Origin of the sequence: Bacillus sp. FSL K6-1338, from assembly GCF_038006965.1 — a bacterium.
GTDB lineage: Bacteria > Bacillota > Bacilli > Bacillales > Bacillaceae_G > Bacillus_A > Bacillus_A thuringiensis_S.
On the sequence record NZ_JBBOWI010000001.1, the window covers coordinates 3,337,472 to 3,358,500 of the forward strand.

Consider the following 21,029-nt stretch of genomic DNA (forward strand, 5'->3'; position numbering starts at 1 on the left):
TTCAACTTGTTTGTAATTCCATAGGCAATCCATTTGTTGAGAGATAAACTAGTTTGCCGGATATAGAAACATACGTTTCTATTGCAAGTTTAAAATACATATTAATCATTGAAAACTGAGGATATAATCTTTTACTTCAAATATTTATAAATGGTGACGATTTTAATCTTTTTCAATTTGAATTAAATTTATTAATCTTTTTGTGCATGCTTCTTGCGGATAGTTTTCATTAATAAATTTTCTTCTTAATTCTTTTGCTAAATTTGATTGTAAAGGATTATTTAGAACCTTTTTAATCGTGCTAGTCATATCCTCCATAGAATGATTTACAAGCCAATCTAATGTATCGTAATATTTATAATCCCTTTCCTCTAATAAAGATTTATAAACAACTACAGGTATATCTAATAACATTGCCTCTAATCCCACTGTTGAATTTGAGATAACCACAAGATTTGCATGTAAAATAACATCATATATGTTTACTTCATTTGTTATATATTTAACATTAGGATATAAGTTACTTAACTTAATATATTCTCCCACTAAATTACGCCCTTTTTCCCAAGGATGTGGTTTTATAATAACCGTAATATTTTTGTCTTCCACTAACTTTTCTGTCAATTCAGTATAAAATGAAGTTTTAAATGGCTGGGTTGCAATAAAAACCACTTTTGTAGAGGGGTCTATTTTTAATTTATTAAAAAGATTCTTTTTATCCATATATACTCTATCAAAGATCTCATCATATCTGGGGTGCCCTAGTATTTCGATTTGAGATTCACTGACCCCTTTTTGAAGGTACCAATCTTCTTCATATTTCCCATATACGACCTGTTTTGTTGCGAAAACCGGAAAGTATGCTTCTTCCCCCATTACTGCACCATGCTGCAGACAATAACTCGGTATACCCTCACTACTAGAAAGAAAAGTAAGAGCTCTACTTGTTATATCTTCCGTAGTACCGACAATCACACCAGAAATATCTTGTTCTTTAAAAATAAAATGAGCCATATTAAGTTTCTCAATCATGATAGGAAGGTCGCTTAGTAATTTTTTTTGAAAAAAGAGGTTTGAAAATAGTGGGTGCTTATTAAACTTTAAAAAGATTTCTTTAGCTTTTTCTATAAAAACATGTGCGGTATTAGCAGATTTATTTATATAATCTGGTGCACAAACTGTAGGAAGACCATAGAGTTCGGTCTTTTTTGATCTAGTTAATATCTTTGTTTGATTTGGATTAAAGTGAGTAAAGTTACTTACTGAAAAACGGAGATAATCTGAATTTAGGAGGATTGCTCCATTTTGGTTTTTTCTTTTTATTTTTGATTGAAATACAGACATTATTTTTTCAAACTCTAACTGTAACTGTGTTTCTGCTATTGGCTCAATTGACAATTGCTTGTAAAAATTATTATCTTTCATTTTATTTTTTATATCTTCATCTAAATATTGATAAAAATTACTCAGTAATGGTAAAGGAATATTATAATGCTTTAACCTTGAAAAAATATTTATATACTCTAAATTTAATAGCCAGTAATTTTTCAAATAAATGTCACTCAATTTTTCACCCTCTTTTTCTTCTTAAGTCTTCCCTTAATTCTTTGCATGTTCTTTGTGGTGGTAATAATTGCACAAATTCATTTTTTTCTTCTGCAAATAACTGCGCATGTATTGAATGGGGAGTAATATAATTGATATCTAAAATTTCATCTAAGGGATAAAAATCCCAATAGTGATTTAATCTCCAAAAGAAGCGTGCATCTCCTATCCGGTAAAACTGAGGATCTTCATCCCAATAAGAATTCCACCTTTTTTCAAGAATTGGTAAAACAGATGCTCTATGCATAATAGAACAATGATCAATTGTACATGGAGCATTATTCGTAATTTTTTTTGCAGGTCTCTCAACCGTTTTAATAGGCATCTCTGTTTCATCTATATGAATCGTTTTTGATGCAGAATAAATAATTTGAACATCTTTATTCTCATCAAGATAACTAGACATCTTTTTAAGACGTTCTTCTTCATATTGATTATCATCTGTAATATAAGTTATATATTCTCCTTTAGCATGCTTAAGTGCCTCATTAATTAAAGCGGCATATCTTACTTTTTTTGTCCTTTCAGAAATATGAGCTACATTACTTTTATAAAAATGTACATTTTCATTATTTATGAATGGTTGAATCACCTTCTGGGTCATTTCATCTGAATCATCATCCATTATAAAAAGCTCGAAATCTTGAAAGGTTTGGTTTAATACACTTAATATAGATTTTTCAACAAACGCAGGCTTATTGTAACTTGTCATTATAACTGAAATTTTAGGCAAATCTCTCTCTCCTCCTTATCAATAAATACAAAAACAGTTACGTTATTATATAAATAGAAAGGACAAACCGTTCCGATAATTTTAAAAAAGGTTTCTTTATCTATAAAAAATTAATAGCAGTATTTATATTCACCCATGTCTCTTTTTTCTCCACTATAGTCCATACCATATCTATGAAAAAGTCATAAATTATTTAAGTATAAAAAAGAAAGTGTCGATAAAGCTTTAATTATTAGATTTCACTAGAAAAACACATTCAATATTCTCAATAGAGGTGAAGACTTTGCAACCCCAAATATCAATTATCCTTACTAGTTATAATAAGCCATCATTAATTAATCAAGTTATTGAAAGTGTTCTAATGCAAACTTATAAAGAATGGGAACTTTTTATTATGGATGATAACTCCTGTCCAGAAACTATAAATGTCATAAAAAATTATCTAGAGGATCCTCGAATTACTTATACGAATAGTTTTATACAAGATGATGAACGATATAAAACTACAAGATATGCAACACTTATCAATGAGGCACTACCATTAACTTGTGGGGATTATATTTGCTATTTAACAGATGATACTATATACCTTCCAAACAGATTAGCTGAAATGTTGTCTTTCTTAGAAAAACATCCTGAAATTGATGTAGTCTACTCTTCCCAATACGTAAAATATGTTGATTATAACCTACAACCTACAAATGAATTTGTGAGAGAAGCTTCGGAAATTTTATATACAGCTGCTAATGTTGTAGATCATTGTTCAATTATGCATACTAGAAGAATATTATTAAAAGTCTATGAAAAGTACTGTGGATATTGGGATACAAATCCTTTATATTGGTTTGCTGGAGATGCAATGTTTTGGAAACGCCTAAATACATTTCAACCTTTTTATCCCATTAACAAAGTGCTCGATATTACTTTTAAAACACCATTCTCTTTCCAAAACCTATATGCTAACCTCCCTTCAAAAGATTTAAATGGTATTTTATTTAGTAATTCACAAGGTAAAGTATTTTTAATTGATAACTTTAAACGCAGGCTTATTTCGAAAGATATGCTTTCTTACTTCAAATATAATCAAAATGAAATTGTCTTAATTCCCGATCCATTTATCTACAAATATACAGAAGGGCCCCCCATAACCCTTACAGAGTCAATTCCAAATCTACGGGTTGTGCAAAGTGAAAAAGGAGAGTTATTTTATATAGAAAATAATCAAAAACGTCCATTTATTGACACCATTGCATTTCGCAAATTTAAATTTTCAGTTCAAGAAATTATTAAAGTTTCACAACGTAGTTTAAATCAATTTTCAGATGGACCACCTATTTATCCAAATTTATCTCGTCACGCGGTTTTACCAGAAGGAAAAGTATTTATCTACCATCACAATTATTTCATCATGACAGATTATATGCTTCATCCCATAGATAAAGATATATTGCAAAAACTATATTTATTAAAGAACTGTATACCGATTTCAAAGACCAATTTATCCTACTTTAAGATGGGCCCTCCTATTTCAACATACCCCTCTTACCTAGCTGAAAAATACTTAGAATAGTACCAAGAAAGAGTATTATCAATAAAACAATAGAAGAAGGTTCTGAACTAAGTACTATGCTTGCCTATAGTATTGAATTAAACGAACTGTTAGAAAATGAACTAAATAAAAGTCCATATTGTTCTACTAGCATCTCCTAATAGGGTGATAGAATTTATTTAGATGATCAAAGATTCTTCTTAACTTGTAAAATAAATTATCATAAAAAGAGGACGCAAATAAAAATGCGTCCTCTTTTTATATCAAATCAAACTAATCCATTAAAATCCTTTTCATGAATCCGAATAAGTAATGTTTTTAAGAAAAACAAGATCTAACATCTTAGCTGTTACACTAAATAGATTTACATAATTCACAACTATGACAAGTATTACATATCGCTTAAGTTTCGTTACCTTTTTCTGTATATAATGATAAAAAAAATTGTGAACTTTTATCGCATTATGCAAGACATTTAATATCAAATATATTACTTTTACTATGAATTAAATGTGTTTATAGGACTTTTCTAGATAAACAAGGTGCTAAATTAATTCTTAAGAAGTCATTACTATTTCATTTATCTAAAAATTGAAAAAATATGTGTAGATAGATATCATCTTAAATACATATATAATTAACTTTAATTTTCTGACAAGATTTCACATAATTCTTAAACTAATTTTTTACGTGCATTATGAAAAAAATTGCACCGTGTCAGTCTTTAAAAGATTATATATCATAACTTTAAGAGAGGAAGAAAAACTATGAAGATGAAAAGAAAAATCATTATGACAACAGCACTTGCCGCTACGTTAGCTACAGGTGCACTACCTACTACCTCGGTGTTTGCTGCAGAAAAAGAGGCTCCTATTCAACACAAAGAGGCACAATCGAGTATTCAACCTTTGGCACAAAATAATTTGGAAACAGCCGTTCAAGCTGCCTTAAATGGTCCAGAAGTCAAAAAAATTAAAGTATTTGAACATGAATTTAATGTAAAAGAAATAGAAGTAGTAAACCTAGGTGCAGGAAAAAAATATGTTAAGGGGCAAATTTCTCATCATTTAAGTTTTCGTCCAGATGATCAATTTTATTATGAGTTTACAGTACAAGATGGAAAGGTACTAGATAAACCTGTATTTAATATTGATAGAGGTGGTTGGACACCATTTGCCGCTCCACTTTTATCAATTCTTGCTGCGTATAATGGAATTCCAGTTAATCCAAATGATTTAAATACACTTGGTCAGCAAATTGGTAAAGTTATAGATGGAAGCTGGGAACATGCAGCCCAATCAATTGCAACTGTAGTTAGTCTAAGTTTTAATGAGTAGAATTTTTCAATTTTTATTAGCAGTGTAGAGATCCGCTTTTTGTAATCAGCCTTGTTATAAGAGATTCTAAAACAGCTATTAATAAATTTTTACCACTCAATCACATTATCTTGATTTGTTTACCACCTTATTATTCATTATATGTCACAAAATAGAAGTCTTTTTTAGGACTTCTGTTTTGTTTGTATTCAATGCAATAAACAGTTGTTTTTTTGGGAGGCTATACTTCGATTTTTCAATAATCCATTTGGCTATTAGAGACAATTTATAATAACAAATTATTAAAGTCTCAAATAACTTACTCCCCCTATTGTTAATTATTTCTAAATACAAAAATTTATTATCTTAAGAATGAAAAACAATAAATATAGTAAAAAATCATCTAACAATTGTTTAAAGGTCAGGAGAGAAAAAATGAACAAAATAAAAATGAGAAATTTCTTTAAAATTAGTATCCTTACTTGTATTACACTAGCAAGTTTAAGTACACCATCTACTATTTTAGCTAATAGTCATCCAGGTTACTCCTATGAATCCAATATAGGGTATCAAAATCCATCGTGGATGGCGAAAATAGAAGATTCAACAAAAATAAGTGAAATATCTATTCCAGGGACTCACGGTACAATGGCTTTACATGGAGCAAGTTTTATTGATGAAAATTTGACAAGAAATCAAACTATGAGTTTATCCCAACAATTAAATTCCGGAATTCGATATGTAGATATGCGTGTTAAACGTGTAAAAGATTCTTTTGCAATGTATCATGGTGTTGTAAATCAAAAAGCTGTGTTTGAAGATGTATTGAAAGAGACCATTCAATTTTTAAAAGCTCATCCAACAGAAACAATATTAATGCGCTTAAAAGAAGAAACTACTCCTGAAAATGGATCTCTATCATTTAAGGAGATATTTTTAAAATACAAAAACGTTAATGCTTCATATTTTTGGGATCCTAATTCCGTACAAACTTCAGATAGAAATAATCCTACTTTAGGAGATACCCGCGGGAAAATTGTAATCTTACAAAACTTTACATCCACTCAATTGTACGGGATTGATTACGAAGGTTTGAATATACAAGATAAATTTGAAATTGGAAGCGGACCAAACGAAATATACACAAAATGGATTGCGATAAAAAACCATCTACAAAATACAAATACTAACTTTAATAATGGAAAAATTCACCTCAACCATTTTAGTGGTACGGGGGGCGCAGCCGCATTTTTAAATAATGTATATCCTTGGTTTGTTGCAAGCGGAAAAGAAGGCAGAAATACTGACAGTAGTCCTAAATTGATTCAAACGAATTCCACTAATGCGTGGAGTGATTTCCCTCGCGATAGAAACGGACAAGTATACTATGGGGGGATGAATATACTTGGGACCGAACTCTTACAACAAGGCGCAATTAAACATTCTGGTATCATCGCAGCTGATTTTCCTGGTCCAGGTTTAATTGATAGTATCATTAAATTAAATGGTATACATTCAAATGAAAAAGAAATATTAATTTCGCAAATAGCATCTGAATCTAGTCCTTTATCAGGGCAACAAAATCGATCCAGCCAAAACTTTAAAATTGATAGTTTACCTGTAGGTACAAAAGAATTAAAATGGGTTATTGAGCCTTCAGAAAAAGATTATCCTTCTACTATTTCTTTCAATGTAATGATTGATGTTTCCCTGGGAATAGATTCCACTCGTTGGAAGAATATTTCACATGAATCTAAGACTGAAGCTTACACAAATACTAAATATTATATTGCAAGTCCAATTGGTGCCACTAGCAAATTCACAGTGAAAATTTACGCTATTACAAATTAGAAAAAAAGAATCCCAATGGAATTCCATTGGGATTCTTTTTTTAATTTCATTTCGTAAACATTAGGATAGCGATTAAATTTTATCCCGCGTTAACGGGCGCCCGTAAAAGCCCGATTGGTGAGGGCTGATAATCAGTCGGGGATGAACAAAACCTCCACTGATTACAGTTTCACTTTATTAACATATCATTTAATCCATTAGATAATTATATTTGGAACAGCCCTTAATTTTTAAAGAGCAATCCAAAATTGTAAACTATCTTTTTGAGCTTATCATTTATTCAAAACTGGCTTCCAAAGCGATAAAGCAAAAATCCAATTTGAGTCGCCATTTCCTTGATGATTTTGAACCGCTTCGTACACTTTCCCCTCATGTACTACTCTATCACCTTTAGTATATGCTTTTCTTGCATCCCATTTTTCATATGCGGAATTCTCTGACTTTGTTGTTACATTCAAAACATCACTTCTACTAGATTCATTTCCAGCTAAATCAACCGCCGTCACTACATAATTATACGATGTATTAGCCTTCAAATCTTTATCCATAAAGGATGTATTAGCCGCTGTTCCAATTTTATTCATAACCCCAGCGCTTTCTCTATATACAATATAATGGTCAACACCTACATTATCTTCTGACGGACTCCACATTAAATCAACAGTTGTCGATGTTGTACCCATACTATGTAATCCTTTTGGTTGAGTTGGAGCCTCTATATCGGGGATTGTATGTGTTGTCTTAACCTTCAGTTTTTCACTTTCTTTTGATATGTTTCCAGCAGAGTCTAATGCCTTTATTGTATAAGTATATTCCGTATCTGCTTTTAATTTTTTATCAATAAAAGTTGTACCTGGTACCGTATCAATTACTTCTCCATTACGTAACACTTGATATTCTTTTACACCTATATTATCAGTGGAAGCCTTCCATGTTATTTCAACACTATTGGCAGAAACTTTAGAGGCATTTAATTCAGTTGGTTGACTTGGAGCTACTGTATCAGGAGTTTCATTATTTACTAAATTTACATCAACTACATTATAAAAAGCATTTGACGTATCTGCTACATCCCATACAGCTAAAATAACATGATAACCATTACGATCAGTTGGTACATTAATTGTATGTGTTAAATTATTTGATGCAGCCGAACCGTCATGTTTCACAGTTCCGATTGGTTCTAATTCAGCACGTGTTAATGGTTTGTTAGGATCCCATCCCTTTTTTGTAATGTAATAATGCCATTTACTTGTAGAATGTGCTGCTGTATATTTCCATGTAAATGTATTTACTCCACCTTTAATTGTGTTTTTGAACCAACGATTTGATGTTTGTTGGTCAAGAATACCTCCAAACAACCCTCCTGCCGAAGCGATTTTCCCATCAATCGGTCCACTATCTGGAAATCCTTTAGGTGCTTCTAGACTTTGAGGTTCGTACATTACATTTCCACAATTTAAATTTAATACCCCATAATTCTGACTACATAAAGCAGCACGACTACTCGGCTTTTCAACAAACCCATGTGCATACGCACTTTGAGGAGCCATTGTGATTGCCGTCATGCCTGCAGCCAAAACACAAGCACCAATCCCCTTTTTACTTGTTCTTAATCTTTCCAATTTAGATGTTAATTTCAATTTCATTTTTGTCCCCCCAATATATTGCTTTCGCTAATATAATAGCAATATAAGGATAAACGAACAAATCATCAATTAATATATTAATATCTCTCATAAATTGGTGCATTTATTATTATTTTTAATCTCCTATAAAAATAAATTAAATACAATTACGCAATTTTGTAACATTATGTATTAAAAGAAGAATAAAAACTCCGTTTAATTTCACAAAAAATTCAAATATTAAAACAAAAAAATTCCTCATATAGGAAAAATAAATTTTTTGCTTTTATACCACTCACAAATCCTTTAACCTTAAACATATACACTTGAGGTTAAAACACATATAATACCCCTACTAATTCAAACTAACGCTTAATTACTCATAAAATAGCTTAAGGTATCTAGCTTAACTGTATTTTCTTTATTAATAGCTATTTTCTATCCTGTATTTCCTTACTTTAAACAAATTATCAAGAGATTGTTAACGTTTAAGAAAAGAGAAAAGATTTAAAATCCCATTTTTAATTATCACATTTTAACAATTTATTATGTTATTTTTAGCTAATAAGGCACAGAAACAAAGGATGAATTTCAGTGTGCTTGAGAACGATTTTTAGGGTGAAACGTTTAAAGGGTATTTTAGTACTGAGTTTTTATTAAATGTTCCTGTACCTAATATTTAAATTAACGTATGTCAAAATATTTTACAATACGAGTATTAAACGTTACATATTTTTATATAAAATGATACATTTCATCAACACACCTCTTCTGATCTTTATGATAAATATAGAAAATTCAGCTCTTTAGGATTTAATTTTAGAATTCTCATAAAAGTATATAATAGATTAGACACATAATTGTCACAAATTAATAGTTTATCTACTTTATGATTACCTATGAAAACTTTATTACCACTTCAATATTTACTGCTAAACTAAAGCACTCTATACCTACAATTTCTTAAAACCCTTTTAAATAATCTTTCAAAAGAGTCGATAGTTTTATATTTTTTATTTTTTTATTGTACATTTGTACATTTGATGTTAGGATTATGCCTATTAAAATTGAATCCTAACGATTCTTCTTTATAATCTCCATGTTTTAATTGTTAAATAAAAATATAGATTCTGATATATATTTAAAATCAGAACGAAAATGTCGTTATTTTACAATGATGTCGTGGAATACCTTTAGAATGGAAAGATATATGCAACAACGTGTTAAGGGGTTACAGGGGGAACAAAAATGAGAGACTTTTTTGATGATAAGTATAAAAATATTGAATTGAAAAGGAGGTTAATAAATTTAATAAGTGAAATTAGCGAATTCAAAGGAAAATTAGCTGCTTATCAGGAACAAAACAAGGACATATTTAATAGCTTAGAAAAAACTATACCACTACATTACATAAAAAATTTCACAACTATTTACGAGGATATAAAAGTTCCTAATAAAAGATTAAAAGAACTTATTTTAGATGATATCGTACCTCAAAATATTTCGGAAGATGCTATTTTTTGCTATTATCAAACACTTTCTTTTGTACATAAAAACTCCTGTACTTTATTAATCAATCCAGCAACTATACAGGAATTACATTTTCAACTAATACATTACATTACCTCTGACAGTGCCAAATGGCGTGAAAAACCTTTTATTATTCCAGGAATTCCAGAACATGGAATGCACTTGAATAGTTACCGCATTCTTCCACATGAACTTATTCCACAGTTTATGGAGCAATTATGTGATCAATACAACTCATTAAATACTAGTAAGGGGCTTCATTCACTTTTATTAATAGCTCGTTTTATATTAAATTTTTATTGCATAGTCCCTTTCAATCAAGGTAATAACAGGTTGGCATTTATGTTAATGCAATTGCTGTTAATTAAGAGTGGACATACATTTGTAAAATATGTATGTTTGGATAAATATATTAAGAAACATGAATCTGATTATTACAATTCGATTTATAAATCTTCGGTGAATTGGTACTGCGAGGAACATAATAATAGCTTTTGGTTAAAAACGTTTTTAACCATTATATTAGAGGCTTACAAAGATCTTCATAACACAGTTCTAGATTCTATATGTAAACATACTAAAGTTGAGAGAATTCAGGATTTTATACTTAAACAAAAACAACCCTTTACTAAAGAAAGTATTCGTAACACTTATCCAGACATTGCAGAGAGTACAATCAGTAAGGCTTTAAATTCCTTGCAACTGTTTGGCCATATTAAGCTAGTTACAAAAGGAAGAAATGCAAAGTGGATTAAAATTTGACCATACTTTCAAGACACCTGAGGTTCAAAAATTCAATAATAACTTTATCATTGAATTTCATTTTAATTTTAAGCTATTATTACTTTTTTAGTTATTTCTAATTCCAACAAAACAGTTTATAGGAAAAGGTCCGCTTCCCTCCGCCTTTTCCTATAATAAAATTAAATATAAACATAGAATAATTGTCGAAAAAAGTCGCATTTTAATATTTTTTCTTTATTTTCTGGTTGTAAACGTTTCACTTTCATGTTACCATCTTAATCAAACAATAGATGGTAACATGAAAGTATTTCTTTCCCTTAGAAACATATAAACGTACGGTAATATCAAGAAAATAAGGCCAAAGAAATATTTGATACCTACCAAAATAATTAATAGGAATTTTGTTGCGCTATTTTTTCTGATAATTAAGAAAATGCATTTTGTCCCTAAACAAAATTTGTTAGTGCGCAAAATTCAAATACACTAGAACACCCAAATAAATGAAAAATGAATTCTTCCTACAAAATTTAGCTGATTAACATAAAGACATCTAAATTACTACCTTTATCGCCATCTATTGTTGACAACATATTTACCAACTAAAAAAGAACCTATCAAGGGTTCTTTTTATTATAATCATTCAAATTTCAATTCTATCTTAATACTTAAATTTCCACACAAATTACATCTGCTTTTTGCTCTCAATTATTGAATTAATAATATAGCACATCAAATTTATTAATTCTTATCTCCAATTAGTTTAAATTAGTGAATAAAATTCAATCATATAAAAATAATAAATACAACTAATCGTTATATATTAAAGAGGTGTCAATTTTGTCCTTAAATGAAGAGACCTTAGAAACTAAGACAGATAAAACCATTGAAAAGATTCAAACAAGTAACTTAAAACAACTTAAAAATACACTAGATAATATCTTTGATATTAGTGCAGATTTAATTGAACATCCTTTGCAATTAAAAACAAACACGAATATTTTACTATATTATTTTGAAGGCCTTACAGATGGTGTTGCATTAAAAACCAATGTTGTTACACCATTATTACAAGAAGTAAATGAAGACAGTCAAATATTTAATTCTAATATTATTGCTACTCATACCAAAATAGTATATACATGGAATGAAATTAAAGAAGGGTTACTTGAGGGGCAATGTGTACTGTTTATGGAGGGAGAAAAGCGGTCACTTCTAATAAACACAAAAGGCTGGGCAGAAAGGGCGATTCAAGAGCCAATTTCAGAAGTTACTATTAAAGGATCCCATGATGGATTTATTGAAAATGCCACAAAAAATATAGGTCTTATTCGTCGATATATTCCTTCTACAGAGTTAAAGATCAAAAAGCTGACGATTGGAGAACGAGCCACTTCTATAGTCTATTTAATTTACTTAGGTGATGTAGCAAACGCAGATGTAGTCCAAGAAATAGAAACTAGAATCTGTAAAATCAAAACAGATGCGGTATTAAGTATTGGAGAGCTATCTAATTATACAAAAGATCAAAATTGGACTCCTTTTCCACAGGCTTATTTAAGCGAACGCCCAGACGCCATTTCAAATCATATACTTGATGGGAAAGTAGCAGTGTTAATGGATAGATCACCTGGTGCAATGGTTGTTCCTATGAATTTGATTGGATTTTTTCAAACCCCAGATGACTATAATATTCATTGGCTCATCGCATCATTTTTTCGCTTATTACGATTTGCAGGATTTATTATAGCTATTTTTTTACCCGCATTTTATATTGCTATAGTCTCTTTTCACTTTGAAATTATTCCTATAGACTTATACACTTCTATTGCAACATCAAGAGTCAAAGTCCCTTTCTCCCCCTTATTGGAAGCTTTTATAATGGAAATTACACTAGAAATGCTACGTGAAGCTGGCATTCGCTTACCACAACCAATTGGACAAACTATTGGAATCGTTGGAGGGATTGTAATTGGACAGGCGGCTGTTCAAGCTGGTCTTGTTAGTAACGTTATGGTTATTATCGTATCTATTACAGCCATTGCTTCATTTATTGTTTCTAATTATGATTTATCAAGTTCTATACGCCTTATCCGTTTTCCAATGATGTTATTGGCTTACTTTTATGGGATTGTAGGTATTGTTAGTGGATTAATGCTTTTATTTGCTCATTTTGTTTCACTAACTTCCTATGGTTCACCATATGGAATGCCAATCGCACCATTTCGTCTCCAAGAGTTAAAAGATTCTTTTGTAAGATTTCCTATTTCGATGATTACCACCCGCTCGAGTACAGGACAGCCGAAACAAAGAAAGAAAAAAGAAGGTGGTTAACATGGGAAATCTTAAGTTCCAAAAAGTAACTTTATTCGAATTTATTATTTTCATTCATTCGCTTCAACTTGCATCTGGTATGTTAATTATGCCAAGCCCCCTTGCTACTAATGCTGGCACAGATGGCTGGATTTCGATCATTCTCGGATGGATAGTTACTTCTATAATCGGGGTATTTATTATATTAATGTTACAAAAAAATCCTAACAAAAATTTCTCACAAATCTTAAAAACATACTTTGGTAAATGGATAGGGACAATTCTTTTTCTTGCATATGCCTTTTATCTATTTTTTGCTGGATTTAATACTTTATTAAAGGCAACCGATATTGTAAAAGTGTGGATATTCCCTTCCACTCCTGCTTATCAAATCACCATATTATTACTATTACCTTTTATTATTTTAACCCTGAGTGGGTTAAGGGCTCTTACTAGTTATTCTATGCTTGTTTTCTTCTTCACTACTTGGATGCCACTATTTCTTCTTTTTTCACTAAAGACTAACTACAATCCTTTACACCTACTACCTATATTTAAAGAAGGATTATACCCTATTGTAAAGGCAACAAAAGAAACCATTACTCCTTATGCTGGCCTAGAAATTGCATATTATATATATCCATTCTTACAAAAAAAGCAAAAAGCCATAAAAGGACTACTAATAGCGAATACTGGAACCATGTTTTTCTATCTATATGTTACTATTCTTTCTTATATATACTTTAGTCCAGAGGGGATAAAAGACGTAATCTGGCCAGTATTTCATCTGTTAAAAGGGGTTCGTTTTTCTTTCATGGAACGATTAGAAATTATATATATCGCTTACTATTTAATTGTATTTTCCACTACGATATATCCGTATTTATTTTTCAGTTTTGAATCTGTGGCCATTTCACTTCAAAAAAACGCCCGCAATTGGGCGCTGCTTGCTTTTATGTTATTTATAGTTGGCCTATTTATTTTCCTAAATCCCGATGTGGATCAATATTTGTTTATATATTCTCTTATGGATATCTTAAATGTCGTTTTCTTTATTCTATTACCAATCTTATTTTTCGCTTACAGTATTCTTTTTACTTGGATTACTAGGAGGAAACAACTTTGATTCGAAAATGGATATGGATTGTAATTTGTTGTGTATATATAATTGGTTGTAGTCAGAGAATTCCTCTTGAGAAGGTTTCATTAATCCTGTTAATTGGCTTGGATAGAACCCCTAATGGAGACATAAAAGTTGGAACAAGCATACCACTCTTTCATCATAAACAGCAAAAAAGTACTATAGAACATTGGACACAAGCATCAACTGTATATACTGGATTCAGTAAGATAGATACGAAGTTAACGGGCTTTATGACAGCTTCCAAAGCTGAAATCATTTTAATTGGAAAAAAATTAGCGCAAGAAGCAAATTGGCTGCAGGAGCTTGATTCTTCTTACCGTGACCCTTACGCTACCATTAATGCTAAAGTAGTACTTGTAGATGGACCTGCAGAACAAATTTTTACAATTCATAAGCCTAGTAAACCATCACTTTCATCTTATATAAATGGTGTAATCGAATCGTCAATTCAAAATAACCAATCCGTCTCTTCTACAATTCAACAATTAATGAGAGAACAAAATGAAGAAGGAATGACGCAAACTGTTCCAATTATCAAAAAAACAAAGAATGAAATCGATACAGTAGGAATTGCATTTTTAAATCGAAAAGGGAAATATTTAACTCATATCCCTAAAAAAGATGTTAAATTTTTCAATCTTATAAATAAGCAAAAAAGTAGCGGGCGAATGATACTACACCTTGCGCTTCCTCCTAAAAAGTCCAACAAAAAAACAAACACTTCTATATTCGTACAGAACGCGACAAGGAAGGTAGTTGTTAATTTTCAAAACGGAAAGTTTGTATTTAATCTCGATATTTACGCTAATGTAGCTTTAATAGAAAAAACCAATCCGAATTCAATTAAAGGGCACTATGATAATAAAAAAAATATAAATAATTTAAAAAGTGCTATTCAAAAAGAAATTAATAATAATTTACAAAATATGTTATATGAAATACAGCAGAATAAAATTGATCCAATCGGATTATCCCAATATGCTAGAGCATTTCAATATAAAGAGTGGAAAAAAGTAAAAGGAAATTGGTTGCAAGCGTTAGCAGAGGCTAAAATAAATGTAAAGACACACGTCAAAATAAAAGATACTGGAACCATTAGAAATTAGACTAGTCTATTCTTCTGCTTAAAATTATTTCTAAGTGGAATTTTCCATCTTCTATAATTATTATGTAAAAGATAATAACTCAAAGAAAAATCTACTGGTTAAATGCTAACCAATAGATTTTTCTTTTTTATCTAAGGATTCTTTTAAAGGCACAACAATTTTACTGTAGTAATCAAGAACTGGTTTCTAATTTAAGTTACTGGAGAGTATAATCCCTACCAGCTTTCATCCCAATAGCAACTCAATGATATAACATTAAAGATATAACCCCTTAACTTAGGGATTTTGACTTTTCAAATTTATACCAATGTCTTAGCTCTATGTACTTTGATATATATGTCCACATCAATATGTTATTGCATCATATACTGAATAGATAATTTAAATTACTTTTAAAAAGGATGATGAGGATGAACCTAGATGATATACAAAAATCCTATGGCGTAATTGTAAGTTTAGGAGGCTTGTGTCAAGTCACTAACCAAATCAAAAGGCACCATTTAAGAACATTTTCTGGACCTTTAGATTGGTTTTATTATCCATCACTTTCAGATGTAAACAGATTACTTCAAAATCGATTTGAAAAATTTATGAAGTTGGAAAATATGGTCATAGAAGGTTCAGAAAGTTACGGTCTTATTGAATCAGAATTTGATAATCAAACTAAATGGGCAGAACGAATTACCTATTGTATAAAGGACACTTATTATAATTGTTTTTCAATGCATGACTTTCCTATTGACTCAGAAAAGGATTGGAAATCAACCTATCCTTCTTTTAAAGCTAAATTAGACACTAGAATTAATCGATTCCTTGAAAAAATAAATAGTAGTGAATCAATTTTATTCATTAGGATTTGGGGAAATCGAGATGAAGCGGTTGAATTAAAAAACGTATTATCCGAAATTACAAATAAAGATTTTAATATTCTTATTGTCAATTTTAAGGAGGATATATCTAATATCGTTGAACAAAATTGGGGAATATCGAGGGTTTGTTCAATTGAACTCCCACGTTATCAGGATAGATGGGAAGGTGATGATTCCGATTGGAATTATATTTTAAATAAAATAACATTAACTTAATACTTTTCTTCTTACTTTTAACATGATTTTTCCAGTAAATTAAAATAGGTGTAGAGAAATAAAATTCCCATCTAATTGATACACACTTAATTAATAAACCGTTCATATAATAACTCATAAGTCCTTCTTTATTGAATAAATGGTTCTTTACAAAATTGATTCCATCACTAGAGCACCTTTATACGGTGCTCTTTTTTAAATTTGTAAAATCTACAATGTAATATTTGTTCACTCTTCCTTTAAATAGTTAATTTCCTTCTTAGATTTTTCATTATAAGCTTCTTTAATTCCCTTGATTCCCCTCCCCTTCTTTTATCTTACAAACAAGTAATTTCTTTCATTAGTATTAAATAAAATAAAGCATTGATTTTAGAATAACCTAATTTACATAAGATTGAGAATAAACTACAGTGCGTATTCTTCACGTTTAATCAGCATTTGAATTATAAATCTAACATATATTTTTTAGTTGATTGTCATTATGGTACAACCGTGTATACATTTATCAAACAAACTACATAGTTTAAATTAGTAAAATATATAGAGAGGAAGGAAAGAAATTTATGAAAGTCATAATTTTGTGTGGCGGAAAAGGGCTTCGGATGCAAGGAATTTTAGAGGACATTCCCAAACCATTAGTTCGAGTTCAAGGAAAGCCTCTCCTCTTGCATATAATGAATTGGTATAGAAAATATGGACATTCTGATTTCATTTTGCCCCTAGGATATAAAGGTGAGAAAATTAAAGAATATTTTATGGACTTTAGCTGGAAAGAGAATGACTTTAGTTTGAATTTTAAAACCAATCAATATACGCTACTTCAGGAATTAGAAAATTGGAATATACACTTTATAAATACAGGAATTGATACAATGACCGGGGCAAGGCTAAAAAAACTTGAACCCTTTGTACAGGATGAAACCTTTTTATTAACTTATGGCGATGGATTAGCAAATATAGATATTGATCAACTAATAGCATTCCATAAAGAAAAAGGAAAAATTGCTACATTAACTGGAATTAAAAAAAATAGTCAATATGGCCTATTGACGGTCGAAAATGGAATTGCTATTGATTTTAAAGAAAAACCATTACTTGATGAAGTAATTAATGGCGGTTTTTTTGTATTTAACAAAGAAATATTCGATTATTTAGGTGATAGTGATGATTGTGTTCTAGAAGAAGATCCTCTTCGCAATTTAATAAAAGACAATGAGCTCGCAGTCTATGAACACAATGACTTTTGGGCTAGTGTCGATACACCTAAAGATTTAAAAACTGTAGATGAAAGTTGGAATCCTAATAAATTTTAGTGGAGAGGACTGAATAAACATTGAACTCTAATGATAAAAAAATAAGTTTACCTCGATTGTATATCCCCTCTAATGAGAAAATAGTTAACCCGCTTTCAACAGGAATTAAAGCTTCAAATCTCTCCAAAAAAAATACTCAAAAAAGAATGAATCCCCAATTCTATAATCAACAACATGATCTAAATAATCATTTCTGTGTCATTGTAGGTAATGAATATGTCTTGAAAATCATTGCTTTACAGCAATCATTAATGCAGTACTCAGAAAAATTCACATTGTGGATTTGTTGTATAGACCCTTTTGCATATTCACTATTAAAAGAAATGAATTTAATTAATGTAAACCTTTTACAAGTTGAAGAATTAGAAGATAGTGAACTAAAAGCAATTAAAAGAAAAAGAAAAGTAAATGAATATTGTTGGACTTTAAAATCTGTCTTGATAGAATATTTATTGGTCAATTATGATTTACCATCTATTCTATATTGTGATGGTGATTTATGCTTTTTCTCTGATCCTAATATTATTTTTGAGGAATGGGGTGAATACTCTATTTTCCTTACCCCCCAAAGAGATCGTGATTGGGTAGAAAAAATGTATGGAAAATATCAGGCTGGGCTAATTGGATTTAAGAATGATCTCTATGGACTAAAAAGTGTAAGATGGTGGAAAAATAAATGTCTAGATTGGTGCAGTGCCGAGGCTGAGGAGGGGAAATTTGGAGACCAAAAGTATTTAGATTATATCCCTATATATTTTCCAAAAGTAAAAATTTCAAATAACTTAGGTATAAATGCTGCGCCTTGGAACTGTATATATAATAACGATTATAAAATTGACAAGACTAAAAACGATGTATTTATTGAAAACGACAAACTAGTTGTTTACCATTTTGCATGTATTACTATCTTTAATGAAAATGATTTTGATCTTTGGTCTTTAGGAGCAATTTCAATACCCAATAATATATTAAACCATATTTACACTCCGTATTTAGAGAGAATTCAATTTGTTTTAAATCAATTAAAAAATAAATTCAATAAAGATACTAAACAATTTTTAAGTAAAAAAGATATAAATAAAGCTCAAACCTTATATAAAGATTCACAATTAAGAAGAAAAATGAATCAATCCAATCATTTTATGAACTTTTCCATGATTATAAGTAAAGAACGATTAATTCAAGGATTGACCTCTTATTATTCCTTAGAAAATTTCAACGCTAAATTTACTGTATGGATTTGTTGTATGGATGATTTAACTTATCAAATATTAGAGACATTAAAATTAAAGCACGCCATACTAATTCCAGTAAAAGATATTGAAAATCATGAACTCCTCAGTATAAAAAATGATAGAAGTTTACAAGAATATTGTTGGACATTAAAAGCGCCCCTATGTCTACATGTCCTTAGTCTTTATCCGGAAGTTGATCACATTATATATTGTGATGCTGATATGTATTTCTTTACAGCACCTAATATCATTCTTGATGAATGGTGGAAATACTCTGTATTCCTTTGCCCTCAAAGAAGCTCTACTGAAATTGAAAACATACACGGTATATATCAAGCTGGTTTAGTAGGCTTCAAAAACGATCAAAATAGCAAAGAAATTTTAACATGGTGGAAAGATAAATGCCTAGAATATTGCAATAATCATTATGATGTTGAAATGAATAGATGGGGTGACCAAAAATATTTAAATCACATTCCTAACATCTTTTCTAATATAAAAATCATGACTCATAAAGGTATTGATGCAGCACCTTGGAATGTCATTTTAAATAGCAGTTCTATATCAAAAACAGATAAAAAAGTTTTTATTGATCAAGATGAATTAATAGCTTTTCATTTTGGAAGTATGCAAATTATTAATCCAAATGAGTTCGATTTATGGAAACAAGAAACTTTAGAATTACCTCCAGAAGTTTTAGATTATATATACATTCCTTATATTGAACAATTGAACAAGACATATCTTACCCTTCATAATACTTTTCAAAAATCCCCCTCCTCTTTATTTGCTGACCAAATTGATACAACGACAATAAAAAATTATTTTAAATACTCCTCCCCTCATTACAATTAAGACTGATACTCTCCTTATTTAAAAATAAATCTTAATAAAGGATAGATTTTCACTATGATTACTTCATTTAAAAATAAAACTTTCCTTATTACTGGTGGATACGGTTTTATTGGTTCTCACTTGGCACGAAGACTTTTAAATTTACAAGCACGAATTGTTCTTTTCATAAGAACACCATCAAATTTTTGGAGACTAAAGGATATTATAAAAAATATTGAAACCTATGAAATAGATATACGAGATAGAAAACAAGTACAGGATGCAATAAAGAAAGTTAATCCGGATTATATCTTTCACCTGGCAGCCTATGGTGTAAATTCTGCCCATACAGATTACATGCATGCTATAGAAACAAATATTATAGGGACATGTAACATTATTCAAGCAGCAAAATTGGTGAATTGTAAAAAAATTATCAATTTTGGGAGTAGTTCTGAATACGGTAACAAGATGGAACCTATTCATGAAAATATGTTACTAACTCCTGTGGATATCTACGGAAGTACCAAAGCTGCTGCTACTATACTCGCCCATCAAATTGCTAGCGAAAACAGCATTAATCTTATAACATTAAGACCTTTTGGCATATTCGGAGAAAGCGAGGAGCCACATAAAATTTTTAGCTATATAATCTTGCAAGTATTACAAAACAAAGATGTAAATTTAACTTTCTGTAATCAATTAAGAGATTATTGTTATATAGAAAATATAATAGATGCCTGTATCCTAGCAGTAGAGAATACTACTGTACAAAATGAAATCTTTAATATTGGGAGTGGCACTATTTACCCCTTGAAACATTATGTAGAATTATTATTCAAACATTTGAAAACCAATTCCAGACCAAATTACGGTGCAATTCCATCTAGAACGAATGAAAGATGGGTTCCTGAAGCAGATGTGCAAAAAATAAAAAACTCTCTTTCCTGGGAACCTAGAATTAATATTGAAGAAGGAATTATAAAAACTGTTAATTGGTATAAAAATAATAAACATTTATACCTAATCCCCTAAAAATAGGGTAC

General features: G+C 30.1%; 14 protein-coding genes. 11 read left to right on the forward strand and 3 right to left on the reverse strand.

Features of this window, described 5'->3' with window-relative positions:
- Positions 1-162: 162 nt before the first annotated feature.
- Positions 163-1,566, reverse strand: a complete 1,404-nt coding sequence (locus NZ044_RS17165; RefSeq protein ID WP_001280559.1) for a CDP-glycerol glycerophosphotransferase family protein — start codon at positions 1,564-1,566, stop codon at positions 163-165.
- 4 nt (positions 1,567-1,570) lie between these two features.
- Positions 1,571-2,338, reverse strand: a complete 768-nt coding sequence (locus NZ044_RS17170) for a glycosyltransferase family 2 protein (protein ID WP_001124407.1) — start codon at positions 2,336-2,338, stop codon at positions 1,571-1,573.
- Positions 2,339-2,621: 283 nt separating this feature from the next.
- On the opposite strand from NZ044_RS17170, the gene NZ044_RS17175 reads away from it, so the two are divergent.
- The 3 genes from NZ044_RS17175 (at position 2,622) to NZ044_RS17185 (ending at position 7,054) form a co-directional block, all read left to right on the forward strand.
- Complete coding sequence (locus NZ044_RS17175; protein WP_001183018.1) at positions 2,622-3,908, forward strand: glycosyltransferase family 2 protein; 1,287 nt, start codon at positions 2,622-2,624, stop codon at positions 3,906-3,908.
- Between the two features lie 746 nt (positions 3,909-4,654).
- Positions 4,655-5,224: a hypothetical protein gene (locus NZ044_RS17180; RefSeq protein ID WP_000782791.1), complete on the forward strand. Its 570-nt coding sequence runs from the start codon at positions 4,655-4,657 to the stop codon at positions 5,222-5,224.
- Positions 5,225-5,638: 414 nt separating this feature from the next.
- A complete protein-coding gene (locus NZ044_RS17185; protein WP_098506422.1) occupies positions 5,639-7,054 on the forward strand; it encodes a phosphatidylinositol-specific phospholipase C in 1,416 nt (471 codons plus the stop codon).
- A 272-nt stretch (positions 7,055-7,326) separates the two neighbouring features.
- Here the strand turns inward: NZ044_RS17185 and NZ044_RS17190 are convergent, their stop codons facing one another.
- Positions 7,327-8,703, reverse strand: coding sequence for a lytic polysaccharide monooxygenase (locus NZ044_RS17190; RefSeq protein ID WP_000769023.1), 1,377 nt, complete (start codon positions 8,701-8,703; stop codon positions 7,327-7,329).
- A 1,227-nt stretch (positions 8,704-9,930) separates the two neighbouring features.
- On the opposite strand from NZ044_RS17190, the gene NZ044_RS17195 reads away from it, so the two are divergent.
- From NZ044_RS17195 to NZ044_RS17230, 8 genes are all read left to right on the forward strand, one after another.
- Entirely contained in the window at positions 9,931-10,974 is a 1,044-nt protein-coding gene (locus tag NZ044_RS17195) for a Fic family protein (RefSeq protein WP_001204206.1), read from the forward strand.
- An 819-nt stretch (positions 10,975-11,793) separates the two neighbouring features.
- Positions 11,794-13,287 carry a spore germination protein gene (locus tag NZ044_RS17200; RefSeq protein WP_000055704.1) on the forward strand — a complete coding sequence of 498 codons (1,494 nt, stop codon included), beginning with the start codon at positions 11,794-11,796 and terminating at the stop codon, positions 13,285-13,287.
- A gap of 1 nt (position 13,288) precedes the next feature.
- A complete protein-coding gene (locus NZ044_RS17205) occupies positions 13,289-14,392 on the forward strand; it encodes a GerAB/ArcD/ProY family transporter (RefSeq protein WP_000527367.1) in 1,104 nt (367 codons plus the stop codon).
- Positions 14,389-15,516, forward strand: a complete 1,128-nt coding sequence (locus NZ044_RS17210) for a Ger(x)C family spore germination protein (RefSeq protein WP_000619984.1) — start codon at positions 14,389-14,391, stop codon at positions 15,514-15,516. The genes NZ044_RS17205 and NZ044_RS17210 overlap by 4 nt, the downstream gene beginning before the upstream one ends.
- 410 nt (positions 15,517-15,926) lie before the next feature.
- Positions 15,927-16,601: a papain-like cysteine peptidase gene (locus tag NZ044_RS17215; protein WP_001046794.1), complete on the forward strand. Its 675-nt coding sequence runs from the start codon at positions 15,927-15,929 to the stop codon at positions 16,599-16,601.
- A gap of 563 nt (positions 16,602-17,164) precedes the next feature.
- Positions 17,165-17,914: a sugar phosphate nucleotidyltransferase gene (locus tag NZ044_RS17220; protein WP_000864426.1), complete on the forward strand. Its 750-nt coding sequence runs from the start codon at positions 17,165-17,167 to the stop codon at positions 17,912-17,914.
- A gap of 20 nt (positions 17,915-17,934) precedes the next feature.
- Positions 17,935-20,004 carry a glycosyl transferase gene (locus NZ044_RS17225; RefSeq protein ID WP_079245801.1) on the forward strand — a complete coding sequence of 690 codons (2,070 nt, stop codon included), beginning with the start codon at positions 17,935-17,937 and terminating at the stop codon, positions 20,002-20,004.
- A gap of 54 nt (positions 20,005-20,058) precedes the next feature.
- Positions 20,059-21,018, forward strand: coding sequence for an NAD-dependent epimerase/dehydratase family protein (locus NZ044_RS17230; RefSeq protein ID WP_000633065.1), 960 nt, complete (start codon positions 20,059-20,061; stop codon positions 21,016-21,018).
- Positions 21,019-21,029: the final 11 nt, after the last annotated feature.